Source organism: Serratia sp. CC22-02 (genome assembly GCF_900182895.1).
In the GTDB taxonomy this organism is placed as follows: Bacteria; Pseudomonadota; Gammaproteobacteria; order Enterobacterales; family Enterobacteriaceae; genus Serratia; species Serratia nevei.
In genome coordinates, this window is record NZ_FXUD01000001.1 from 1091903 (window position 1) to 1114281 (window position 22379).

21 protein-coding genes are annotated in these 22379 nt (G+C 61.0%); 12 read left to right on the plus strand and 9 right to left on the minus strand.

Translation table 11 applies throughout. The features are described 5' to 3' along the window. Window positions 1-17: 17 nt before the first annotated feature. Window positions 18-971, minus strand: coding sequence for a LysR family transcriptional regulator (locus tag QOL81_RS05205; protein ID WP_070914539.1), 954 nt, complete (start codon window positions 969-971; stop codon window positions 18-20). A 139-nt stretch (window positions 972-1110) separates the two neighbouring features. Here QOL81_RS05205 and QOL81_RS05210 point away from each other — a divergent pair, with 139 nt between their 5' ends. Together QOL81_RS05210 and QOL81_RS05215 are read left to right on the plus strand one after the other, a co-directional pair. Then, window positions 1111-2292, plus strand: coding sequence for a M20 aminoacylase family protein (locus QOL81_RS05210; protein ID WP_070914538.1), 1182 nt, complete (start codon window positions 1111-1113; stop codon window positions 2290-2292). A gap of 22 nt (window positions 2293-2314) precedes the next feature. Next, complete coding sequence (locus QOL81_RS05215; protein WP_283439713.1) at window positions 2315-3103, plus strand: ABC transporter substrate-binding protein; 789 nt, start codon at window positions 2315-2317, stop codon at window positions 3101-3103. Window positions 3104-3261: 158 nt separating this feature from the next. Here QOL81_RS05215 and tmaR read toward each other — a convergent pair whose 3' ends face one another. From tmaR to QOL81_RS05230, 3 genes are all read right to left on the minus strand, one after another. Next, entirely contained in the window at window positions 3262-3579 is a 318-nt protein-coding gene (gene tmaR, locus QOL81_RS05220; RefSeq protein ID WP_004935612.1) for a PTS system regulator TmaR, read from the minus strand. A gap of 160 nt (window positions 3580-3739) precedes the next feature. After that, window positions 3740-4807, minus strand: coding sequence for an FUSC family protein (locus tag QOL81_RS05225; protein ID WP_060420256.1), 1068 nt, complete (start codon window positions 4805-4807; stop codon window positions 3740-3742). A gap of 94 nt (window positions 4808-4901) precedes the next feature. Continuing rightward, window positions 4902-5669 (minus strand): N-acetylmuramoyl-L-alanine amidase, encoded by a 768-nt coding sequence (locus QOL81_RS05230; protein ID WP_197757130.1) that lies wholly within the window; start codon window positions 5667-5669, stop codon window positions 4902-4904. Between the two features lie 176 nt (window positions 5670-5845). On the opposite strand from QOL81_RS05230, the gene QOL81_RS05235 reads away from it, so the two are divergent. Beyond that, window positions 5846-6592 carry a S24 family peptidase gene (locus tag QOL81_RS05235; protein WP_019453597.1) on the plus strand — a complete coding sequence of 249 codons (747 nt, stop codon included), beginning with the start codon at window positions 5846-5848 and terminating at the stop codon, window positions 6590-6592. A gap of 34 nt (window positions 6593-6626) precedes the next feature. On the opposite strand, the gene QOL81_RS05240 is transcribed toward QOL81_RS05235, so the two are convergent. Beyond that, entirely contained in the window at window positions 6627-7736 is a 1110-nt protein-coding gene (locus tag QOL81_RS05240; RefSeq protein WP_070914708.1) for an SDR family oxidoreductase, read from the minus strand. Between the two features lie 258 nt (window positions 7737-7994). Between QOL81_RS05240 and QOL81_RS05245 the strand changes: the two genes are divergently transcribed. The 3 genes from QOL81_RS05245 to sbcB all read left to right on the plus strand — a co-directional run bounded on the left by QOL81_RS05245 (window position 7995) and on the right by sbcB (window position 9962). Further along, a complete protein-coding gene (locus tag QOL81_RS05245; RefSeq protein ID WP_038877873.1) occupies window positions 7995-8201 on the plus strand; it encodes a hypothetical protein in 207 nt (68 codons plus the stop codon). Between the two features lie 54 nt (window positions 8202-8255). Then, window positions 8256-8444: a DNA polymerase III subunit theta gene (locus tag QOL81_RS05250; RefSeq protein WP_049200522.1), complete on the plus strand. Its 189-nt coding sequence runs from the start codon at window positions 8256-8258 to the stop codon at window positions 8442-8444. 90 nt (window positions 8445-8534) lie between these two features. After that, the gene (gene sbcB / locus QOL81_RS05255) at window positions 8535-9962 is read left to right on the plus strand and encodes an exodeoxyribonuclease I (protein ID WP_033635248.1); all 1428 of its coding nucleotides are present in this window, start codon (window positions 8535-8537) and stop codon (window positions 9960-9962) included. Between the two features lie 71 nt (window positions 9963-10033). Here sbcB and QOL81_RS05260 read toward each other — a convergent pair whose 3' ends face one another. Together QOL81_RS05260 and QOL81_RS05265 are read right to left on the minus strand one after the other, a co-directional pair. Next, window positions 10034-11401 carry an APC family permease gene (locus QOL81_RS05260; protein ID WP_038877871.1) on the minus strand — a complete coding sequence of 456 codons (1368 nt, stop codon included), beginning with the start codon at window positions 11399-11401 and terminating at the stop codon, window positions 10034-10036. Between the two features lie 535 nt (window positions 11402-11936). After that, entirely contained in the window at window positions 11937-13355 is a 1419-nt protein-coding gene (locus QOL81_RS05265) for a glutamine synthetase family protein (RefSeq protein WP_060420247.1), read from the minus strand. On the opposite strand from QOL81_RS05265, the gene QOL81_RS05270 reads away from it, so the two are divergent. The 6 genes from QOL81_RS05270 to QOL81_RS05295 all read left to right on the plus strand — a co-directional run bounded on the left by QOL81_RS05270 (window position 13269) and on the right by QOL81_RS05295 (window position 20205). Then, window positions 13269-13553 (plus strand): hypothetical protein, encoded by a 285-nt coding sequence (locus tag QOL81_RS05270; protein WP_162215439.1) that lies wholly within the window; start codon window positions 13269-13271, stop codon window positions 13551-13553. The two genes, QOL81_RS05265 and QOL81_RS05270, sit on opposite strands and share 87 nt — an antisense overlap. 197 nt (window positions 13554-13750) lie before the next feature. Then, entirely contained in the window at window positions 13751-14308 is a 558-nt protein-coding gene (gene puuR / locus QOL81_RS05275; protein WP_038877865.1) for an HTH-type transcriptional regulator PuuR, read from the plus strand. A 157-nt stretch (window positions 14309-14465) separates the two neighbouring features. Then, on the plus strand, window positions 14466-15977 hold the full coding sequence (locus QOL81_RS05280; protein WP_283439714.1) for a sugar ABC transporter ATP-binding protein: 1512 nt from the start codon (window positions 14466-14468) through the stop codon (window positions 15975-15977). Then, complete coding sequence (locus tag QOL81_RS05285) at window positions 15974-16969, plus strand: ABC transporter permease (RefSeq protein ID WP_283439715.1); 996 nt, start codon at window positions 15974-15976, stop codon at window positions 16967-16969. The genes QOL81_RS05280 and QOL81_RS05285 overlap by 4 nt, the downstream gene beginning before the upstream one ends. 244 nt (window positions 16970-17213) lie before the next feature. Beyond that, window positions 17214-19202 carry a ligand-gated channel protein gene (locus tag QOL81_RS05290; RefSeq protein WP_060420232.1) on the plus strand — a complete coding sequence of 663 codons (1989 nt, stop codon included), beginning with the start codon at window positions 17214-17216 and terminating at the stop codon, window positions 19200-19202. 55 nt (window positions 19203-19257) lie between these two features. Then, on the plus strand, window positions 19258-20205 hold the full coding sequence (locus tag QOL81_RS05295; protein ID WP_060420230.1) for a siderophore ABC transporter substrate-binding protein: 948 nt from the start codon (window positions 19258-19260) through the stop codon (window positions 20203-20205). Between the two features lie 33 nt (window positions 20206-20238). Here the strand turns inward: QOL81_RS05295 and QOL81_RS05300 are convergent, their stop codons facing one another. Together QOL81_RS05300 and QOL81_RS05305 are read right to left on the minus strand one after the other, a co-directional pair. Beyond that, window positions 20239-21027, minus strand: coding sequence for an ABC transporter ATP-binding protein (locus tag QOL81_RS05300; RefSeq protein WP_038877856.1), 789 nt, complete (start codon window positions 21025-21027; stop codon window positions 20239-20241). Continuing rightward, on the minus strand, window positions 21024-22106 hold the full coding sequence (locus QOL81_RS05305) for a FecCD family ABC transporter permease (RefSeq protein ID WP_070914534.1): 1083 nt from the start codon (window positions 22104-22106) through the stop codon (window positions 21024-21026). The genes QOL81_RS05300 and QOL81_RS05305 overlap by 4 nt, the downstream gene beginning before the upstream one ends. Window positions 22107-22379 lie beyond the last annotated feature (273 nt).

Consider the following 22379-nt stretch of genomic DNA (forward strand, 5'->3'; position numbering starts at 1 on the left):
CGATCCGGGGGGAGCCGCTAAATCAGCAGGCGCACGCGATCGTAGACCTGGCGATCTTCCGGCCGCGACGATCGCGCCTGCTGGCGCAGGGTGCGCACCAGCGTGTCGATAAACGCATGGGCGGCGGCGCTCAGAATGCTGTTGCGCCGGGTGACGATATTCAGCTGCGCCGGCTGGCAGCTCTCCCGCAGCGCCAGCGGCTGCACGCGGGAGGCGAACTGCGGCAGCGCGACGATCGGCCGCGGGCACCAGGTACACATCTCGGCGGACTCCACCAGCGCCTGCAGCATGCCGAACGAATGCGCCTGGATAATGCGCTGGCGCGGCAGGCGCGCGCCGTGGCGGTGAAACACCTCGTCGAGCAGCGCATCGAAACTTTCCGGGGTATAGCTCATCACCCAATCCTGCTCCAGCAGCTGATGCAGCGAGGTGCTGTGCGCCAGCGGGTGGCCGCGCCGCACCATGTACGCCGTTTCATACTCCAGCAGCGGCTCGCAGTGGAACTCCTGCGGCGCCGACGACGCCGGCAGCGGCGTGATGGCGAAATCCATCGTGCCCTCGCGCAGCTGCGACTGGGCGTTGGCCATCAGGCTTTCCGACAGTTCCAGCCGCACCGCCGGCACCTTGCTGCGAAACGTCATCACCGCCGGCGGCAGCACCGTCAGCATCAGCCAGGGGGTGATCGCCGCCTTGACCAGATCCGCCGCCCGCCCGCGCAGCGCCGCCATTTCTCCCTGCGCCTGCTCCAGCTGATTCAACACCAGCCGGGCGTGCGCCAGCAGGGTTTTGCCGTAGGGGGTAAAGCCCAGCCCGGTCGGGGTGCGGATCAGCAGCGGCAGCGCCTGCTCCTGCTCCAGTTCGCGCAGCGCACGGGTCACCGCCGCCTGCGACAGCCCAAGATGCCGCGCCGCCGCGCGAATGCTGCCGCTGTCGGCGCTGGCCACTAGCGCCTGCAGTTGGTGCAGTTTCATGTTCACCTCCTGACAATCATTGGTTGTCAGCATAACCGAACGGCGGCTACCCGGCAAAAACGGAGTTTGCTAGTCTCGATGCCTATCCCTCTGCCCCATTCCCCGCCCGTTGGCCGGGACACTTTTGCCGGAGACCGTGATGAACCCTTCACTCGTACTGCCTGAGATCGCCGCCGTTCATGATGAGATGGTCGCGCTTCGCCGCCACATTCACGCCCACCCGGAGCTGGGCTTCCAGGAGTTCGCGACGTCGGATCTGGTGGCGCAGCGGTTGGAGGAATGGGGTTACCGCGTCACGCGCGGCGTAGGACAAACCGGCGTTGTCGCCACACTGCAGCGCGGGCCGGGAAAATCGCTCGGCATCCGCGCCGACATGGACGCCCTGCCGATTGCCGAAACGACCGGCTTGCCGCACGCCAGCACCCATGCCGGGGTGATGCACGCCTGCGGCCACGACGGGCACACCGCCATGCTGCTGGCGGCGGCGCGCTATCTGGCGCAGCAGCCGAACTTCAGCGGCACGCTGCACCTGATCTTTCAGCCGGCGGAAGAAGGCGGCGGCGGCGCCAGAGTGATGATTGAAGACGGCCTGTTTGAGCGCTTCCCCTGCGACGCGGTGTTCGCCATGCACAACGTGCCCGGCTTCCCCACCGGCCACCTGGGCTTCGCCAGCGGCCCCTTCATGTGCTCGGCCGATACGGTACACATCACCCTGCACGGCCACGGCGGCCACGGCGCGGTGCCGCAGAGCACCGTCGATCCGGTGGTGGCCTGCGCGGCCATCGTCATGAGCCTGCAAACCATCGTGGCGCGCAATATCGATCCGCAGGAAACGGCGATCGTCACCGTGGGGGCGATGCAGGCCGGCCAGGCCGCCAACGTGATCCCGGCGACCGCCACCCTGACGCTCAGCGTGCGCGCGCTGACGGCGGCGGTGCGTGAGCGGCTGGAGCAGCGCATCACCGAGCTGGTCACGGCGCAGGCCGCCAGCTTCGGCGCCCGCGCGGAGATCGACTATCAGCACGGCTACCCGGTGCTGGTGAACCACCCGGCAGAAACCGAGCTGGCGCGCGCCGTGGCGCTGGAATGGGCCGGAGAGAGCCGGGTTATCCCCACGCTGCGACCGTTTACCGCCAGCGAAGATTTCGCCTTTATGCTGGAGAAGTGCCCGGGCAGCTACATCTCGATCGGCAACGGCCCCACCACGCCGGGCAATTCTCTGCACAACCCCGGTTATGACTTCAACGACGACAGTCTGTCGCTGGGCGCCACCTACTGGGTCAAATTGGTCGAGCGCTTTTTGGCTCGCCCTGCGGTTTAATCGCCAACGCTGAGGAAATGACATGAAAACCATCAAAGGGCTGTTGTTGATGCTGCCGCTGGCCGCGAGCTTTCCCGCGCTGAGCGGTGAATTCAGCGGCAAAGTGATCAAGCTGGGCATCGATCCCACCTTTCCACCGCTGGAATATAAAACCCCGCAGGGCAAGCTGACCGGCTTCGGCGTCGATATCGCCCAGGCGCTGTGCGACCAGATGCAGGCCAAATGCGTGTGGGTAGAAAGCAGCTGGGACGGCATGATCCCCGGCCTGCAGGCGAAGAAGTTCGACGCCATCGCCTCGTCGATGACCATCACGCCGCAGCGCCGGCAGCAGATCGCCTTCTCCAGCAAGGTCTCCAACGCCCCGGCGCGGCTGGTGGCGCATAAGGGCAGCAACCTGCAGCCGACCGTCGCCTCCCTGAAAGGCAAATCGGTCGGCGTGCAGCAAGGCTCCAGCCAGGAGGCCTACGCCAACGCGCTGTGGCGCCCGGCCGGCGTTAACGTGGTGGCTTACCAAAGCCAACAGGAAGTGAACGAAGATTTGGCCAACGGCCGGCTGGATGCGTCGCTGCTGGCCAGCGTCAGCGCCAGCGAGTTCTTCAAAACGCCCGGCGGCAAAGATTTCGCCTTTATCGGCGCCGAGCTGACCGACAGCAAATACTTCGGCGTCGGCGACGGCATCGGGGTGCGCAAAGACGATACCGCGCTGCTGAACGCCTTCAACGCCGCGCTGCAGGCGATCCGCGCCAACGGCACGTACAAGAAAATCAACGACAGGTATTTCGACTTCGACATGTACGGCGCGGAGCAGTAACAAGCGTTCCCCGGCGGTCACCTGCAGATCCTGCAGGATGGGGAGGCGCCTTCGGCCGCCGGGGAACGCCCCAACGGAAACGGCAGTGTCGGCAAGAACGGAAAATCAGGCGGGATAAAGATGCGGGCCAGGCAGGACGCTCGGCCCGCTAAAGCGGGTTACTTCACTTCGCCCATCGCTTTCAGCTTTTTGGACAGCTCGCGGCGTTCTTTGGACAGATCGGCATTTTTGATGATGTAGTCATCAACGCGATCTTCGTAGTCGCTGCGCATGTTGGCGATGATGCCCTGAATGTCTTCAATGCTCATGCCGGGCTTGATGTACTCACTCAGGTTGTCGAGCAGCAGCACGCGCTTCTGGTTATCACGAATTTTCTTTTCGTTGTCGACGATCTCGCGTTGCAGTTTGTTTTTGCGGCGGAACATACGCACAAACTCCAGCACGTCCTGAAAACTCGGCTTATTTGCATTATCCATCTTTATACCCTTGCTTTAGTAATACACAGATTCATTTGCTTACGGCCACATGGCACCAAGATACAGGTTTGTGGCGGTCCGGCACAACAGTGATTGCCTTATCTTACCCACTTTGCCCCGGCGGCCAAAACCCAAAGCGCCGCCTTCATGATCTGACCCCTTATTCGCGCCCGGCGGCGGTGCAGACCTGGAGCAGATCCCCCAGCTCTTCCAGCTGCTGCGCCAGCTCCATGCTGAGCCAGACATAGCCGTAAATCGGCGCTTCGCCGTGCTGGCCGAGGCTGACCTCTTGCATCAGCGTTTTCAGCTCGCCGGCGATCTCCGCCAGCTGCCCCGCCGCCGCCTGCCGCTGCGCCTGGGGCCCTTCACGCATCAGCACCGCCAGCGATTCCAGCGAGCTCAGCGTCAGCAGCTGGGTGCTGCGCAGCGTGTGGGCGTTCAACATGATGAAGTGCGTTTCACGCGAGGCCCAGTAGGCGTCGGCCATCAGCTCCAGCGTGCACACCAGATTGCGGCTGAGGGTTTGCACCGCCTCGAACACCGCTTTGGGGATGCGGGTTTCCTTGCTGGCGGGCACGATCAGGCTGCGCAGCTTCACCACCTGATTCAGCAGGTCCTTGAGCTGCGGCTCCAGCCGCGGCCGCTCAATGACGTTCGGCGAAAAATACGCGCCGTAGAGGCGGGCGGCGGTTTGCAGACAGTCCGCCATCTGCATGCGCCACAGAATATAGGCGCGCTGTGGGTAGATGCTGGTGAACAGCAGCGCCAGCAGCGAGCCGAAGATCACGTCGCCGCTGCGCCACAGCGCGGTATGCATGTCGCCGGCGCCCGCGCCGCACACCACCGCCAGCGTGATCCCTACCAGCAGCGCCATATACGGCCGTTTGCCGAGCGTCAGGTAACCGCAGACGAACATCACCACGCCGCACCAAACCAGCATCAGCGGCAGCGAATAGAGTTCCAGATACAGGGCGATCAGGCCGGACGCGGCGCCGAACACCGTGCCGGCAATGCGTTGCAGCGCCCGCTGCAGCACGTTGCCCCAAAACGAGATCGGCCCCATCACCACCACCAGGGTGATCAGCGGCCAGGTGCCTTCGGGCACCGCCAGCAAGCGGATCAGCAGAAAGGTCAGGATAAACGCCAGCCCGATGCGCACGCCGTGGACGATGCGATAGTGGCGGTAGGTCAGCAATTCAAGGGAAGAGATTTTTCGATCGAGGCGCACGATGCCTCCGATAAAGACCAGCCAGGCCGCTATTTTAGCGGAGGAAGCCCGGCAAGGAAAAGGCGAATGAGGCGTCCCCCATTCGCGGTCAGGCTCAGGCGGCGTACTTGTCGACCAGCGCGCGCAGAACGGCGGCGGTTTCGACATCCATCACGCCGTCATACTTCTGCTGGCGGAAGTGCAGCTGGAACGCGCGCACCAGCTGGCGATAGCCTTCTGCGGTATTGGCCGCCGAGGTGTCGTAGCCGTATTGGGCGAACAGCTTCAGCAGCTCGGCCTGCGCCGGCAGCCCCTGGTGGCAGTATTCCTGCTGGCGCTGCTGCTTGGTCGCCTCGTCATACCAGGCGCCGACGCCGGCCTGATACAGCTGCTGCCACGGGAACTGCGGGCCCGGATCGCTCTTGCGGCCCGGCGCGATGTCGGAGTGCGCCACCACGTTCACCGGCGAGATGTCCGGGTAACGCTGCAGGATATTCTGCGCCAGCTGGGTGACCGCCTCGATCTGCTGCGGGTTAAACGGCGGGAAGGTGATGTTTTCACCGTCGCCGCTCGCCAGGTTGACGATCTCGATGCCGATCGAGGTGTCGTTGATATTGCTGCGGGTACCCCACTGGCTGGTACCGGCATGCCAGGCGCGCTCGTTCTCGTCCACCAGGTTGAAAATGCGCACGCCGCTAAAGCCGGCGGCCTGATAGGTGGCCTCGGCCGGATCCGGCACCAGATAGTGCGCGCTGACCGATTTTCCGGTCAACGACTTCACCGAGTCGGCAAAGTTTTGCGCCGTGTAGTGCAGCACCAGAAAGCGCACGCGGTGGCCGAAGCTGGCGACCGATCGGTAGCTATTGTAATCAATCTTGTACATCGTAAAGTCCCTCTCTCGTTTGATTTCACTGAGCGGCCTCTCATCATGACAGGCCGCTCCGCACAGGTGAACCTTTGGCTCACCCTTTTTGTTTTAGCTAATTGCTAAATTATGCGCAAGCGTTTTTTAGCAAAACCGTTATTTACCTTTTTGCTAAAGAGTGCGATCATCGAACAATGGAAACTAAAGAAATCAGGCGCAACAATCTGCGCGAATTGATGGCCCGCTACGCCCGGCAAGGCGTCAACCAGAATGAGTTCGCCACGCTGGTTGAGTCTTCCGCGCCGACGCTGAGCCAAATCATCGGGGAAAAATCCTCCCGCAATCTTGGCGACAATCTGGCCAGGCGGATCGAGGCCAGGCTGAATTTGCCCAAGGGCTGGTTCGACGTGTTTCACGAAAAGCAGCTGGTGCGCCCGTTTGACAACGTGGCGGCGGAGTCGGACTTCCAGCCCGCCCGTTTAAAACCGGTGGTATGGGAAGATACCGAACAGGACAAGGAAGAATTTGTGGAGATCCCGCTGCTGGATATTGATTTTTCCGCCGGCGACGGCTGCTACGAAATCGTCGATCGCGAGGAGTTTTCGCTGATCTTCCGCCGTTACTACCTGCACAAGATGGGGGTGGCGGTCAACGCCGCGCGCATCATTCGCATCTCCGGCTCCAGCATGGAGCCGCGCCTGCAGGACGGCGACGTGGTCGGCATCAACACCGACGACACGCGCATCCGGGAAGGCAAGACCTACGCCATCCGCCACGGCAATTTGCTGCGGGTGAAGGTGCTGATCGAGCAGCCGGACGGCGGCGTCATCATCCGCTCCCTCAACCGGGAAGAGTACCAGGACGAGCACCTCAGCTATCAGCAGCGCAAAGAGCAACTGGTGGTGCTCGGCCGCGTCTTCTGGTCCTCTTCGTCCTGGTAGCGGAACAACCTCGGGCGCCCGCTGCGCCCGGCGGTTATTTGAAGTCCACCACCATCTGCTGCTGGATAGACAGCCCGCGGGTCGACTGTACGCAGCCGGCGATGTAGTCGGTGAAGCGCGGCGGCTTCGGCATGCCCAGCTTGAGGATCTTCTCGTTGCTGAAACGCACGTTGAGCATGGCGAACGATCCGTACAGGCGCATTGCTTTCAGCATCAGCCGCTCGTTGCACGGGCCGAAAATGTCTTTCAGCTGGCGGCGCATTTTCACCAGCGCGTCATACGTCACCTGCGCATACTCATCGCCCACCGGCGCTTTTTCCAGCGCGGCCGCCATGGCGTTGTCGATTTCGGCAAAGCTGACGCTGCTCTCCACGCCGGCGGAGATGTGATACACGTCGTTCTCCAGCGTTTCGCTGTTCATCAGCATCACCAGCGCATCCGCGCAGTAGTCCGCCGGGATCACGTCGATATTGTCCTGCAGCGAGCACATGAATTTGCGCAGCATCAGCGCCATACCGAACACCCAGAAAATGCTGCTGGAAGGCTGGCAGCCCAGGCGGGTGTGCCCCACCACGATCGACGGACGAGCGATGGTCAGCGGCATTTGCGGGCAGCGTTGGCGCATCAGCTGTTCGATGGTGGATTTGGAACGCGTATATTCCACCAGGTGCTCGGCGTCTTCCTCAAACTCGCCGCTCTCCGCCACCAGCGAACCCGGCTCCGGCGAACAAGACATGGCGGTACCGACGTGCAGGAAACGTTTTAATCCCGGCACCTGCGCCATTCTTTCGGCAAAGGCCAGAGTGCCTTCTACGTTTACCTTCCAAATGAGCGGGTTATTACCAAATGAAGCAACGGCTGCACAGTTAATAACGTGCGTGACATTGTTAATACGTGCGTCAGTTAAAAAGTCGGCCGGCTCGGAAAGGTCGCCCAACAATATATTTTCTATCGTAATTTTAGACAGCAGGTTCGCATCGATATTAAACTTTTCCATATTCGTGCGAATACGGGCCAGCCCTTGCTGCGCATCATCGGCGCGCACCAGCAAAAGATAATTAATAGACTGATTTTCAATCAATAATTTTTCGAGAACTGCACCACCGAGAAAGCCGGTAGCGCCGGTCAACAGTAGCGTTTTCATAATTGTCACCCACATTGGCATTGAATGTGGAAGATTGTATCTGCGGATAATTAAACAAATATTAAATAGAATTACGGCGCCCCTACTCAATTTTCTTAATATTATCTTAAGGAATCTTTTGAAACATCCATCATGGATTTCGTAACAAAAGAGTCGGGCACGCATTGCGATTAATCCCTACTGTTTAAATACCATTGATGTAGCCCCTGATTTAATTTAACGGTCAATGTTATTTCTCTTCTCGTCCCTGGAGGACTTATGACCTATAACCAAAAAGCCTGGTTGGGGGTTTTGCTGCTGTGCACCCTGTTTTGGGTGGCGGTCATCGGCGGCGCCTGTTCGCTGTATAACCGGGCGGATCGCCTCAATGCACACCAGCCGCAGAGCGAGTTCGCCGCGCGCCACAGTCTGGCCCCCTGCTCGCAGCAAGGCGCTCAGGCGTCCACCGCCCCCCGGAATGGGTAGGGACAAGACCCGCTAACGATCCTATTATGCCCTAAGGTTAACAGGGAGATAACGATGGCTCGAAAGCTGGATAGCTTACCGCAGGCACAACGCGAAAAAATAGAAACCGATTTGCTGGCCATCAGCGTGATCTACAACGAGCGCTACGGCATCGCCTCGACCCAGGCGGAAACGGAACAACAGATCCCCGACCACCTGCTCCCCTACTTTCATCAACGGCTGGATTATTATCGCCGTGCGTAATTGCGCGCATTTCGCTAACCGCCGCTTGGCATCGCTCCCCACGCCGTTACAATAGGGGCATCTTGTATCCGCCACTGAAGAGACGCGATTTTGAGCAGCAAGGCAACGGCCACCTTTTATATTCACGATTACGAAACCTTCGGCAAAAGCCCGTCGCTGGATCGCCCGGCGCAGTTCGCCGGCGTGCGCACCGATATGGATTTCAACATTATCGAAGAGCCGCTGGTCATCTACTGCGCCCCGGCCGACGACTACCTGCCGGAACCCGAGGCGGTGATGATCACCGGCATCACGCCGCAGGTGGCGCGCGCCAAAGGCGTTAACGAGGCCGAGTTCACCCGCCAAATCCATCAGGCCTTCAGCGTGGCCGGCACCTGCATTCTCGGTTACAACAACATCCGCTTCGATGACGAAGTGAGCCGCAATATCTTCTATCGCAATTTCTACGATCCCTATGCCTACAGCTGGCAAAACGGCAACTCGCGCTGGGATCTGCTGGATGTGATGCGCGCCTGCTATGCCCTGCGCCCCGACGGCATCGTCTGGCCGGAAAACGAAGACGGCTTCCCCAGCTTCCGCCTCGAACACCTGACGCGCGCCAACGGCGTCGAGCACACGCAGGCTCACGACGCGATGTCGGACGTTTACGCCACCATCGCCATGGCCAAACTGGTCAAGCAGGCGCAGCCCCGGCTGTTCGATTTCCTGCTGCAGCACCGCAACAAGCACAAGCTGAACGCCCTGATCGACGTCGCCGAAATGACGCCGCTGGTGCATGTCTCCGGTATGTTCGGCGCAGCGCGCGGCAACACCAGCTGGGTGTCGCCGTTGGCCTGGCACCCGGACAACAAGAACGCGGTGATCATGTGCGATCTCGCCGGCGATATGACGCCGCTGCTGACGCTGAGCGCCGAGCAGCTGCGTGAACGCCTGTATACCCGCCGCGACGACCTGGCGCCGGATCAGGCGCCGGTGCCGATCAAGCTGGTGCACATCAACAAATGCCCGGTGCTGGCACCGGCCAAAACCCTGCTGCCGGAGAACGCCGAGCGGCTGGGCATCGATCGCCAGGCCTGCCTGCAGAACCTGCAGCTGCTGAAACAGCACCCGGAAGTGCGCGAGAAAGTGGTGGCGCTGTTCGCCGAAGCCGAGCCGTTCAAAGGCTCCGACGACGTCGACGCCCGGCTGTACGACGGTTTCTTCAGCGACGCCGACAAGGCGGCAATGAGGATTATTCAGCAGACCAAGCCGCAAAACCTGCCGGCGTTGGATCTGGCCTTCAGCGACGGCCGCATGAAAGAGCTGCTGTTCCGCTTCCGCGCGCGCAACTACCCGAATACGCTGGACGATGCCGAGCAGCGCCGCTGGCTGCAGCACCGCCAGGAAGCGTTAAGCGCGGAGCGCGTGCAGAGTTACCTGCTGCAGCTCGAATCGCTGTATAACCTGCACGAAGGCGACAAAGAGAAAACCGCCCTGCTGAAAGCGCTGTTCGATTACGGCAAAGAGTTGGTGGGGTAAAACCCGCTGCAAGCAGAAAAGGAAAAGGCCGCGAATGCGGCCTTTTTGGTGGCAGAGGAGACGGCTCGCGCTTAGGCGGCGTCTTCGCTCGCTTGCGGCACCGGCAAACGGAAGCTGCGGGTGACGAAGGCCAGGTAGATCAGGCCGATAGCCGCCCAGACCAGACCCAGCGTCATCGAGCTGGCTTCCAGGTTGACCCACAGCGCGCCGACGGTCAGTGCGCCCATCACCGGCAGGATCAGGTAGTTGAACGTGTCCTTCACGGTGCGGTTCATCTTGTCGCGGATATAGAACTGCGAGATCACCGACAGGTTGACGAAGGTGAAGGCCACCAGCGCACCGAAGTTGATCAGCGCGGTCGCGGTCACCAGGTCAAACGATACCGCGGACAGCGCGATGGCACCCACCAGCAGCACGTTCAGCGCCGGGGTACGCCACTTCGGATGCACATAGCCGAAGAAGCGAGTCGGGAACACGCCGTCGCGGCCCATCACGTACATCAGACGCGAAACGCCCGCATGTGCCGCCATGCCAGACGCCAATACCGTCACGCAGGAGAACACCAGGATCACCGACTGGAAGAACTTGCCCGCCACGTACAGCATGATTTCAGGCTGCGACGCGTCAGGATCCTTGAAGCGCGAGATGTCCGGGAAGTACAGCTGCACGAAGTAAGACACCACGATAAAGATGATGCCGCCGATCAGCGCCGTCAGGAAGATGGCTTTCGGGATCACTTTCTCTGCGTCTTTGGTCTCTTCAGACAGCGAGCTGATGCCGTCGAAGCCCAGGAACGAGAAGCACAGGATGGTCGCGCCGGTAATCATCGGCACCACGTGGGCGTTATCGGACCAGAACGGACGGCTGCTGACCAGCGTACCGGCGCCTTCGCCGTGGTAAATGCCGTTGATCACCAGGCCGAGGAACACGATCATGATCGCCACCTGCACCACCACGATGATGGAGTTCAGGTTAGCCACCAGCTTGATGCCGCGCAGGTTGAAAATCGTCATCAAGCCGACCAGCACCGCCACGAAGATCCAGGACGGGACGCCCGGGAAAATCGCTTCCAGGTAAATCTTGGCCAGCAAGATGTTAATCATCGGCATGAACAGGTAGTCCAGCAGCGATGACCAGCCCACCATAAAGCCGACGTGCGGGCTGATGGCTTTCTGGGCGTAAGTGTAGGCAGAACCGGCGGAAGGGAACTTCTTCACCAGCTTGCCGTAGCTCAGGGCGGTAAACAGGATCGCCAGCAGAGCGAAGGCGTACGCAGTCGCGACGTGACCATCGGTCAGGCCGGATACGATGCCGAAGGTATCGAAGATGGTCATTGGCTGCAGATAAGCCAGGCCCATCATCACTACCGGAACCAAAGTCAGGGTTTTGCGCAGCTGGGTGCGCTGAGCCGGAGCGGCGTTGAGGGTATTATCGGACATTGTTCAGCCCCCCCTTACCTTGAGCCTTGCGGATGGCGGACACGCCAAGACTTAAGGTTGCGGGGAAACTTCGCAACGAGCGACTTAATTCTAAAAGAAGGGGATTGTAAGCTGGATAACGGGTCGAGGAAACCTCGGCTGCTCCATAGTCGCTGCGGCCACAGCGGAAACCGGCGGGCACCGGTGCTAAAGTGAAAAATTGCCCCATCTTTCTAATCCTCATGAGTCACGACCATAAAGTTTTGTTTGATCGTGCACGAAACTATTTATCTATCCGGATCGGTGTCCGGCCTCGCTTGGTGTATGAAACGCTACGTTGGTAAAACTTAATGCAAAAAAAATAACCGACGCTTTCAAAACGTCGGCTATCTGCATTTGAGATATTTTGCACCAGAATGCCTCCGGATGACAAGATCCGGAAGCCCTCAAATACAAATTCTTTTTGTCGATCGAACGGAAAACCAGCCCGGCAGGCGAATTAATCCGCTACCGGCAGGCCGGTCGCCCGCACATACCTCTTACTTTATACGCCCATTCAGGCATTTTTCAACATCCAGTCGATCTCGGTTTCCGTCACCCGCCGTTCAAACTGCAGCAGTTCGTCCGTCTTGCAGGCGTGATAAACCTGGGTAAAACGCTCGCCCAGATAATGGGTCAGCGCGTGCTGGTGTTCGAACTCGTACAATGCGTCGCTCTGGCGGATCGGCAACGGCAGCCCCTCCTGCTCCAGCCCGTTGCCGGTCACCGGCTCTGGCAGCGGCAGCGCGTTGTCCAGCCCGTACAGCATGCCGGCCAGGATCGCCGCCATCACCAGATAGGGATTGGCGTCGGCACCGGCCACGCGGTACTCCACCCGGTGGTTCTCCGGTTCGCCGCAGGGAATGCGCAGCGCCACGGTGCGGTTGTTGTGGCCCCAGGCGGCCTGGATCGGCACATACATCCCCGGCTGGAAGCGCCGGTAGGCGTTGACATTCGGCGCCAGCAGCGCCATCGACGCCGGCATCAGGGTGATCATCCCGGCCAGCGCCTGTTTCAATAGCGGTGAATCCTCGCCTTCGGCGTCGGCGAACAGGTTGTTGCCCGCCCCGTCCTGCATACTGACATGCACGTGCATACCGCTGCCGGCGTAATCCTCATAGGGTTTGGCCATAAAGGTGGCGTGCATGTCGTGGTTCTCGGCCACCAGCCGCACCAGCCGCTTCAGCGCCAGCGCGTGGTCGCAGGCCAGCAAGATATCGTCGGTATGACGCAGGTTGACCTCGAACTGCCCCGGCGACGCCTCCGCCACCGCGCCGTCCGCCGGCAGCCCCTGCAGCTTCGCCAGCGCGTCGATGTCGTTCAGCACCTCGGCGAAATGGTTCAGGTTATCGACGGAATACACCTGGCTTTGGGTGTTGCGCTCCTGGGTGCCGGGCGCACACGGCGGCTGCAGATCGCCCTCCGCGTCGCGCTGCCGATCGATGAGATAAAACTCCAGCTCTACCGCTGCCACCGGGAACAAGCCGCGCTGTCGCAGCGCCTGCCACACGCGGTTCAGCACATTGCGGGGTTCAACGTCAAAGGGAGTGCCATCTTCATCCAGCATGGTCAGCAGCACCTGGCCGATATGCTCCGGATCGGCGGCCGACGGCGTCAGCGAGCCGGGCACCGGCAGGCATACGCGGTCCGGTTCGCCGAGCTCCTGCCCAAGACCGGTTTCCTCCACCACGTTGCCGAGGATGTCCATGGCGAACACCGACGCGGGGAAGTAGCTGCCTTTTTCCAGTTTTTTCAACCCTGAGACGGGTATGCGTTTGCCGCGGAAGGAACCATTGAGATCGGTGAGAAGGATATCGACATACTGCGTGGCGGGATGGCGTTCCAAATAATGAGCAACCTCATTTTGGAACGCGCTACTTCGCCTCTCTTCATGATGCTGTGCAAAATGTTCAACTGCTGCGCTATTGGTTTGCATACGTCACCCGCCATTATGCTCTTAAGGCGCGTTGGCGCCCGTCCGCCGTTCGATTCAACACATGATTGGATTTCTCGCCAGGCCGCGCCGCTGCTGGGCGCTCAAAATAACATCCACAATATGAAACATAGCCTTAACAGAATAGGTTTGCAAATGTTACAATCCTGTTTGATTATTCGCCACCGGCTGCTAAATTGATAAAATATTGACCGAAAAGGCCTTGCCGTCCTTTTTACGTCAACTATTTCGTCCAACGCACCGAGAGTGAACATGGGCAATATATTTTCCAAACCTGCCCTAACTACCGATATCATGCAGCATCGTTATCGCCCAGACAGGCGCCCGATAGCGATATTCATGTCTGCCTGTCGCCCCTACCAGAAGGAAGTACCGCTATGAGCGAAGCCAGCTTGGCACCGGGCAAACGCCTGTCGCAGATCCGTCAGCAATTGGGTTTGTCGCAGCGCCGGGTCGCCGAACTGTCCGGGTTAACCCACAGTGCGATCAGCACCATCGAACAGGACAAGGTCAGCCCGGCCATCAGCACGCTGCAAAAGCTGCTGAAGGTGTATGGCCTGTCGCTGTCTGAATTCTTTGCCGAACCGGAAGCCGCCGACGAACCGCGCGTGGTGATCGACGCCGAGGATCTGATTGAGATCGGCAGCCAGGGGGTGTCGATGAAGCTGGTGCACAACGGCAGCCCGACGCGCAACCTGGCGATGATGCTGGAAACCTACCAGCCCGGCACCACCACCGGTGAAAAGATCAAGCATCAGGGCGAAGAGATCGGCACCCTGCTGGAGGGCGAGATCGTGCTGACCATCAACGGCCAGAGCTACTGCCTGACCGCCGGCCAGAGTTACGCCATCAACACCGGCATCCCGCACAGCTTCAGCAATACCTCGGCGCGCATCTGCCGCATCGTCAGCGCACACACCCCCACCACCTTCTGACCGCTTATCGCTCCGGCGCAGCCTGACGCGGGTTGCGCCCCTGCCCGCCAACGCATTTTTCATCACCGTTATGCCATTTTGTTGGTTGCCAACGCCGCAATCTGTGTTACAACAGAGCAAAACAGCCATCTAAACATCTAAACGGCCTTATTACGCAATGTCAACCGCAACGCCTTCACGCCTCGAGATGCGCAATATCTCGATCGCCTTCTCCGGCTTCAACGCGCTGCAGGACGTGGACTTCACGCTGCAGGGCGGTTCAATCCACGCGCTGGTCGGCGCCAACGGCGCGGGCAAGTCGACGCTGATGGCGATCCTCTCCGGCGCCCACGATCATTATCGCGGCGAGATCCTGATCGACGGCCAGGCGATGGCGATCCACTCCCCGCTGCAGGCGCGCCGCCACGGTATTCACGTGGTGCAGCAAGAGGTCGACGTCGCGCTGATCCCCACGCTGTCGGTGGCGGAAAACATCATGCTGGACTGGCTGAATGAGCCGGGCCACTGGCTGAACTGGGCGGAGCTGCATCGCCGCGCCGCGCAGTTGCTGCAGCAATGGGCGCTGCCGCTCAACCCACGCAGGCGGCTGGCGGACTGCACGCTGGCGGAAAAACAGCAGGTGTTGCTGGCGCGCGCGCTGTCGCACCGCTGCCGTTTTCTGGTGCTCGACGAACCGACCGCGCCGCTCGATCGCGCCGAGAGCGAGCGCCTGTTTAACGTGGTGCGCCGCCTGCAATCCGAAGGCATCGGCATCGTGTTTATTTCCCACCGCATCCACGAACTGAGCGACATTTGCGATCGGCTGACGGTGCTGCGCGATGGCCGGCGCGTCAGTGAAGACCCCATGCGCGGGCTGAGCGGCGAGCAGATCGTCGAGAAGATGCTCGGCCATCGGCTGGACGACATTTTCCCGCCGCCGCGCCCGCCGCACGCCAAGCGAACGCTGCTGCAGGTGCAAGGCTTGCGCGATCGCCACAAGCTGCGCGACGTTTCGCTGCGGCTGCATGAGGGCGAAATTCTCGGCATCGCCGGGCTGGCTGGAGCCGGCAAAACCGAGCTGTGCAAAGCGCTGTTCGGCGCCAGCGCCGTGCAGCTTGAGCGCGGCGAGCTGCGCGGGCAACCCTGGGCGCCGCGCGCGCCGCACCTCTCGGTCGAACAAGGATTGGCGCTGGTGCCGGAAGAGCGCCGCAAAGAAGGCATCTTCATCGATGAGGCGATCCCGATGAACCTGAGCGTCAGCGCCGACGACAGCTTCTCGCGCTGGAGCCTGTTCAGCCGGCGGCAAGAGCTGCGCTGGGCGCGCGAGATCATGCAGCGCCTGAACATTCGCGCCTCGGGCCCGCAACAGCGGCTGGCGCGCCTGTCCGGCGGCAATCAACAAAAAGTGGCGATCGGCAAATGGCTGCGCGGCGACGCCGAGGTGCTGATCTTCGATGAACCGACCAAGGGCGTGGACATCAAGGCCAAGCAAGAGCTGTTTGGCCTGATCGACGGCCTGGCGCGCGCCGGCAAAGGCGTGATTTACGCCTCCGGCGAGTTCGCCGAGCTGGTTGGCCTGTGCGATCGCATCTGCGTGCTGTGGGACGGCCGCATCGTGGCGGAGTTGAACGCCGCCGACATCGACGAAGAAACCTTATTGCTCTATTCCACCGGAGGAACCCCTGCGTGAGTAAAGAATTAGCCCTGCGGCCTGCGCTGCCCTGGCGCCAACAGCTGTACGATTTCCTCTACAAATGGGGCATGTTGCTGACCGTGGCGGCGCTGATCGCCCTGTTCGGCCTGGCATCGGACAACTTTCTCGATGCCAACAACATCATCAATATCCTGCGCTCGATCGCCATCGTGACGGTGATCGCCATCGGCGTCTCTATCTCGCTGTCGGTCGGCGGTTTCGATCTGTCGGTCGGCTCAACCGCCTCGTTGGCCAACGCGCTGGTGATTTCACTGTTCGTCTGGCACGGGTTCGGCACCACCGGCGCCATCGTGGTAACGCTGCTGCTGTGCACGCTGGTCGGCCTGTTCAACGCCCTGCTGATCGTGGTGCTAAAAATCCCCGATATGCTGGCAACGCTGGCCAGCCTGTTCGTGATCCAGGGCGTGGCGATGACCTACAGCTACGGCGGATCCATCACCCAAAACATGGTGCTGCCGAATGGCGACATGGCGGAAGGCCTGATCCCGGAGGTGTTTTCCGCCCTCGGCCAGGTGCCGGTGATCGTGCTGATCATGCTGGCGGTCACCGTGGCGGTGCAGCTGTTCCTGTCGTTGACCAAACATGGCCGCCGCATGTATGCCATCGGCGGCAACCCCGAAGCGGCGCGTCTGTCGGGCATCCGCACCGTGCGTTACAGGGTTGCCGCTTACGTCATTTCCTCTTGGTTGGCGGCCCTTGGCGGCATTTTGCTGGCGTCACGTATCGGCTCTTCGCAGGTCAACGCCGGCGGCGGTTATCTGATGGACGCGGTGGCGGCGGCCTATATCGGCTTCTCGCTGGCCGGGTCCGGTAAACCCAATGCGCTCGGCACCCTGATCGGCGCGGTGATCCTCGGCGTGCTGCAAAACGGCCTGGTGATGCTGTCGGTCCCCTACTACGCCATGGACATTATCAAAGGCCTGGTGCTGGCGCTGGCGCTGGCCATCACCTACATCCAGAAACGCTGATCCTCCCCGGCGCACGCTCGCTGCGCCGCTTTTCCCTTTAATTCATCCGGTTACCCTTTCCCGTCAGCAGAACAAGCATACAAATGATATGAATTATCATTAGCGTTTACATTCAGTAAAAAATCCTTACAATACCCTCACGCAACGCTGACGAAGCGAAGTATTTCTCAGCGAACGATGAATAATTTCATTAGAAATTCAATTGGTTAATTACTTTCACTTCAATCCAGGAAAGGTTTACCTCATGGAAACGCCACGTTACAGCAAGCTCGCCGCTCTGGTCGTCGCCTCACTCAGCGCCACCGCCGCGCTGGCCGCGCCGCAGGATGACACCCAGGACACCATGGTCGTCACCGCCTCCGGCTTCCAGCAAAAAATTCAGGACTCCGCCGCTTCCATCTCGGTGATCCCACGCCAGCAAATTGAAGACAAGGCCTATCGCGACGTGACCGACGCGCTGAAAGACGTGCCGGGCGTGGTGGTCACCGGCGGCGCCAGCAGCAGTGACATCAGCATCCGCGGCATGTCCTCCAAGTACACGCTGATCCTGGTGGACGGCAAGCGCGTTGACACCCGCGGTACCCGTCCGAACAGCGACAACGCCGGCATCGAACAGGGCTGGCTGCCGCCGATGGAAGCCATCGAGCGTATCGAAGTGGTGCGCGGGCCGATGTCTTCGCTGTACGGTTCCGACGCCATGGGCGGCGTGATCAACGTCATCACCCGCAAGACCTCCCGCACCGAGTGGAAAGGCTCGCTGCACGGCGACGCCACCCTTCAGGAAAACCGCGATTCCGGCGATCTGTTCCAGACCAACGCCTACGCCTCCGGCCCGCTGATTGAAGGCCTGCTCGGCGTGCGGGTCAACGGCTTGCTGTCGCGCCGCGCCGAAGATAAAATCGCCAACGGTTACAACGAACAGCGCATGCGCAGCGGCACCGCGGTGTTCACCCTGACGCCGGACGAGAAAAACGAATTCGACTTCGAAATCGGCCGCTCGCTGCAGGATCGCAACAGCACACCGGGCAAATCGGTGGTGGCAGAGCGTTGCAGCAAAGGCAAGTGCAAACCTACCTCTCGCAGCGAAGATCTCTACACGCGCACCAACTACTCGCTGACCCACAACGGTTATTACGACTTCGGCAACTCCACCAGCTACGTTCAGCGGGAAGAGACCAATAACCCGGGTCGCAAGATGAAGATGTATAACACCATCTTCAACACCCAGAACCAGTTCGAGCTGGGTTCCCATATGCTGAACCTCGGCGGCCAATACCGCTATGAGAAATTGGGCGACAGCGGCAACCAGCTGAGCTCGGCGAAAGACGTCAACCAGCTGACGCGCTGGAGCTGGGCGCTGTTCGCCGAAGACGAATGGGCGCTGACCAACGACTTCAGCCTGACCAGCGGCATCCGTATGGACCGCGATCAGAACTTCGGCAGCCACTGGTCGCCGCGCATGTACGGCGTCTGGCACCTGACCGAGCAGTGGACGATGAAAGGCGGCGTCTCCGCCGGCTACCGTTCGCCGGATCTGCGCCAATCCTCCGCCAGCTGGGGCCAGGTCACCGGCGGCGGCGTGCGTAACGGCATCATCGTCGGCAACCCGGATCTGCAGCCGGAGAAGAGCCTGAGCGAAGAGATCGGCCTGATGTGGGATAGCCTGAAAGGCGTCAACGCCGGCGTGACGGTCTTCAACACCGACTTCAAGAACAAGATCACCGAAGTACGCCGCTGCGAAGACACGCCGGACTGCAAGATCGGCAACGATGTCTATGACTTTATCAGCGATCGCGTCAACGTCGACAAAGCCAATATGCGCGGCGTAGAGGCCACCTTCGGCTGGCAGATCAACAAAGACTGGAAGTGGAACACCAACTACACCTACACCGCTTCCGAACAGAAGAGCGGCGACTTCCAGGGTAAGGCGCTCAACCAGATGCCGAAGCACATGCTCAACACCGTGCTGGACTGGCAGGCCACGCAGGACCTCAGCCTGTGGTCGCGCGTCAACTTCCGCAGCCGCACCTCTGACTACCTGAGCCGCACGTCGATGGAGACCAGCACCCCATCCTACACCTTTGTCGATGCGGGCCTGAGTTATCAGGCGGCGAAGAACCTGCAGCTGACCGGCGGGGTTTACAACATCCTCGACAAAACCGTGGATTACGACCACTACCGCACCACGCTGGACGGCCGCCGTTACACCGTCGGCATGACCTACAACTTCTGATGCCCCTGGGCGCGCGCTGCGCGCCCTTTTCATTCCATCACCGTGAGGAAGCCCCATGAGATTACGCCGCTCCCCCCTGATGATCGCCCTGCTGGCCGCGATGGCGCTGGCGGGTTGCCACAGCAAAACCGACGCGCCGGTGGCGCCGGCCACCGTCAACGTCCAGCACCTGAACGGCAGCACCGAGGTGAAAAAGCACCCGCAGCGCATCGTGGTGCTGGATTACGCCTCGCTTGAAACGCTGCAGCTGTTGGGCGTCGAGCCGCTGGCGCTGCCCGGCAACCGCAAGAACTTGCCGGATAATCTGAAGCGTTATCAGGATGACAAATACCTCAATGCCGGCACCCTGTTCGAGCCGGATATGGCCGTGCTGCGCGCCGCCAAGCCGGATCTGATCCTGATCGCCGGCCGGGCGTCCAAAGCCTATGACGAGCTGAACGCGCTGGCGCCGACGCTGAACATGTCCGTCGATCCGCAGGATCAGCTGGGCAGCCTGAAACAGCGCACGCTGCAGCTGGGCGAGCTGTTCGATAAGCGGCAGCAGGCGCAGGCGGCGGTCGATAAGCTGGATGCGCAGATCGCGGCGGTCAAACCACAGGCCGCTCAGGCCGGGCGCGGGCTGGTGGTGCTGTTCTCCGGCGGCAAGATCAGCGCCTACGCCCCCAAGAGCCGTTTCAGCTTCGTCTATGACGCCCTCGGCTTCTCGTCTGCGCTGCAGTCCGACGAAAAAGACGTGCGCGGCAACAAGCTGACGCCTGAGCAGGTGGCCAAACTGAATCCGGACTGGCTGTTCGTTATCGACAGAGACGCCGCGACCGGACGGCCGAACGCGGTGGCACCGCAGAAAATCCTTACCGGTACCGCGCTGAAGAAAACCACGGCGGTGAAAAAAGGCCAGGTGGTTTACCTGCCGGCGGCCGAGGTGTATCTGTCCGGCGGCATCGTCACCGCCCAGCACGTCGTCGAACGCGTGAGCGAGGCGCTGAACCACACTGCGCGATAAAGAAAGCCCGGCGATGCCGGGCTTTTTCTTGGGTTAAATCGTCGGCTGGTTTACCAGGCCGTCTATCAGCACCTGCGGCGTGCCCTGCGAGCAGCGTTCGATGCGCCCGCGCACGCCGTAGACCCGTGCCAGGCTCTGCGGCGTAATCACCTGCTCCGGCGCACCGTCGGCGATCAGATCGCCATCCTGCAGCATCAGCACGTGGTCGCCGTGGCGCAGCGCGATGTTGATGTCATGCACTACCACCACCGTCACGATATTGCGCTTGCGGGTTTCGCGGCGCACCAAATCCATCACGTGGAACTGATAGTTGAGATCGAGCGCGCTCAGCGGCTCATCCAGCAGCAGCAGCGAGGGCTGACGGATCAGCGACTGCGCCAATCCCACCAGCTGTTTCTGGCCGCCGGACAGTTGATCGAGGTAGCTCAGCGCCAGGTGCGCGATGCCCAACTGCTCCAGCAGGGCCATCACTTCCGCTTCGCTGCCGGCGTTGCTGCGGCCGCCCGAGGCGCGCTGCGCCACGATGATCGACTCCAGCACGTGCAGATGCACCCCGGCGGGCAGCGACTGCGGCAGATAGACCACTTTCTCCGCCCGACGGGCGAACGGCATCTGCATCAGATCGCCGTCGTCCAGCCACAGCTTGCCCTGCGCCGGGTTCAGCCCGGCCAGCGAGCGCAGCAGCGTCGATTTGCCGCTGCCGTTCGGCCCCAGCAGCACGGTGATTTGCCCCCGTGGCAGCATCGGCACCGAGAGATCGTCGATCACCGGGCGCTTCGGGTAGCCCGCCGAGAAGTTTTCTATTCGTAAGCCCTGGATCATACGTTCCCCCGGTGGCGCAGAATAATGCTCAGGAAGAACGGCACCCCGACCAGCGACGTGACGATGCCCACCGGAATGATCACCCCGGGCACCAGATTTTTCGACGCCACCGAGGCCATCGACAGCACCAGCGCGCCAATCAGCGCGCTGGCCGGCAGATAGAAGCGGTGATCTTCGCCGAAGATCATGCGGGCGATGTGCGGCGCCACCAGGCCGATAAAGCCGATCGGCCCGACGAAGGCCACCGCCAGCGCCGAGAGAATGCTGATGCGCAGCAGCGTGGCCAGCCGCAGACGGCGCACATCGATACCGAAGCTCACCGCCCGATCTTCACCCAGACGCAGCGCGGTCAGTTTCCACGAGCTCATCATCGACAGCGGCAGCAGCACGGCGAATACGCCGAACAGGATGCCCAGCTTGCCCCACGAGGCGCGCGCCAGGCTGCCCATGGTCCAGAATACCAGCCCCTGCAGCGTGTCCTCGCTGGCGATGAACTGCATCATCGATACCAGCGCGTTGAAGGTAAACACCAGCGCGATGCCGAACAGCACCACGCCGGAGGTGGCGACCCGCGTCCAACGCGTGATGCCGTCGAGCATCAGCGCGGCGAACAGCGCAAAGATAAAGGCGTTGGCAGAGATGAACCACTGATCGGGAATGCCCGGAATGCCGATGCCGAGCACGATCGCCAGCGCGGCGCCAAAGGCCGCGGCGGAAGACACGCCGAGGGTAAAGGGGCTGGCCAGTGGGTTATTCAGGATGGTCTGCATTTCCGCCCCGGCCAGGCCGAGCGCAAAGCCCACCACCACCGCCATCAGCGCATAAGGCAACCGGATGTCCCAGACGATCACCCGCGTGCCGGCATCGGCCGCGGCGGGATCGAGCAGCGTTTGCCATAAGGACGACAGCGACAGCCCGGACGGCCCCATGGTGAAATCCAGCAGCAGCGAGCCCAGGATTGCCAGTGCCAACACGCCCATCATCAACAGGCGATGGCGAAGAATATGCTGATAACGCCCCATCACGCCGGCGTCGGGTTGCCCCTTGGCTTCAGTCATGGGATCGGTGGATACGCTCATTAGTTAGGATACCTGTTACAACCATCATGACAGCGGCGCGAAAGCGTCCGCCGTAAACCGGAAAGCGCGTGGCGACAGCCTGCGCGCAGCCGTTAACAATAAAGCAAACGATAATACTTATCAATCATATCAATAGGTGAAAACGGCGTTAAGAAAATGTAATAAATTGTTTTCTATCGCCATTTTTCATCCCCTCGCCTTTACCCCGCCAACGGCCATTAGGTTCATTATTCTGAAAGTTATTCCTGATCCGACCAGACTCTGACAAATAAC

Coding starts and splice junctions, on each gene's coding strand:
- QOL81_RS05205 (WP_070914539.1), bottom strand. CDS start 971: ATGAAACTGCACCAACTGCAGGCGCTAGTGGCCAGCGCCGACAGCGGC.
- QOL81_RS05210 (WP_070914538.1), top strand. CDS start 1,111: ATGAACCCTTCACTCGTACTGCCTGAGATCGCCGCCGTTCATGATGAG.
- QOL81_RS05215 (WP_283439713.1), top strand. CDS start 2,315: ATGAAAACCATCAAAGGGCTGTTGTTGATGCTGCCGCTGGCCGCGAGC.
- tmaR (WP_004935612.1), bottom strand. CDS start 3,579: ATGGATAATGCAAATAAGCCGAGTTTTCAGGACGTGCTGGAGTTTGTG.
- QOL81_RS05230 (WP_197757130.1), bottom strand. CDS start 5,669: ATGTACAAGATTGATTACAATAGCTACCGATCGGTCGCCAGCTTCGGC.
- QOL81_RS05235 (WP_019453597.1), top strand. CDS start 5,846: ATGGAAACTAAAGAAATCAGGCGCAACAATCTGCGCGAATTGATGGCC.
- QOL81_RS05240 (WP_070914708.1), bottom strand. CDS start 7,736: ATGAAAACGCTACTGTTGACCGGCGCTACCGGCTTTCTCGGTGGTGCA.
- QOL81_RS05245 (WP_038877873.1), top strand. CDS start 7,995: ATGACCTATAACCAAAAAGCCTGGTTGGGGGTTTTGCTGCTGTGCACC.
- QOL81_RS05250 (WP_049200522.1), top strand. CDS start 8,256: ATGGCTCGAAAGCTGGATAGCTTACCGCAGGCACAACGCGAAAAAATA.
- QOL81_RS05260 (WP_038877871.1), bottom strand. CDS start 11,401: ATGTCCGATAATACCCTCAACGCCGCTCCGGCTCAGCGCACCCAGCTG.
- QOL81_RS05270 (WP_162215439.1), top strand. CDS start 13,269: ATGAGCAACCTCATTTTGGAACGCGCTACTTCGCCTCTCTTCATGATG.
- QOL81_RS05265 (WP_060420247.1), bottom strand. CDS start 13,355: ATGCAAACCAATAGCGCAGCAGTTGAACATTTTGCACAGCATCATGAA.
- puuR (WP_038877865.1), top strand. CDS start 13,751: ATGAGCGAAGCCAGCTTGGCACCGGGCAAACGCCTGTCGCAGATCCGT.
- QOL81_RS05280 (WP_283439714.1), top strand. CDS start 14,466: ATGTCAACCGCAACGCCTTCACGCCTCGAGATGCGCAATATCTCGATC.
- QOL81_RS05290 (WP_060420232.1), top strand. CDS start 17,214: ATGGAAACGCCACGTTACAGCAAGCTCGCCGCTCTGGTCGTCGCCTCA.
- QOL81_RS05295 (WP_060420230.1), top strand. CDS start 19,258: ATGAGATTACGCCGCTCCCCCCTGATGATCGCCCTGCTGGCCGCGATG.
- QOL81_RS05300 (WP_038877856.1), bottom strand. CDS start 21,027: ATGATCCAGGGCTTACGAATAGAAAACTTCTCGGCGGGCTACCCGAAG.
- QOL81_RS05305 (WP_070914534.1), bottom strand. CDS start 22,106: ATGAGCGTATCCACCGATCCCATGACTGAAGCCAAGGGGCAACCCGAC.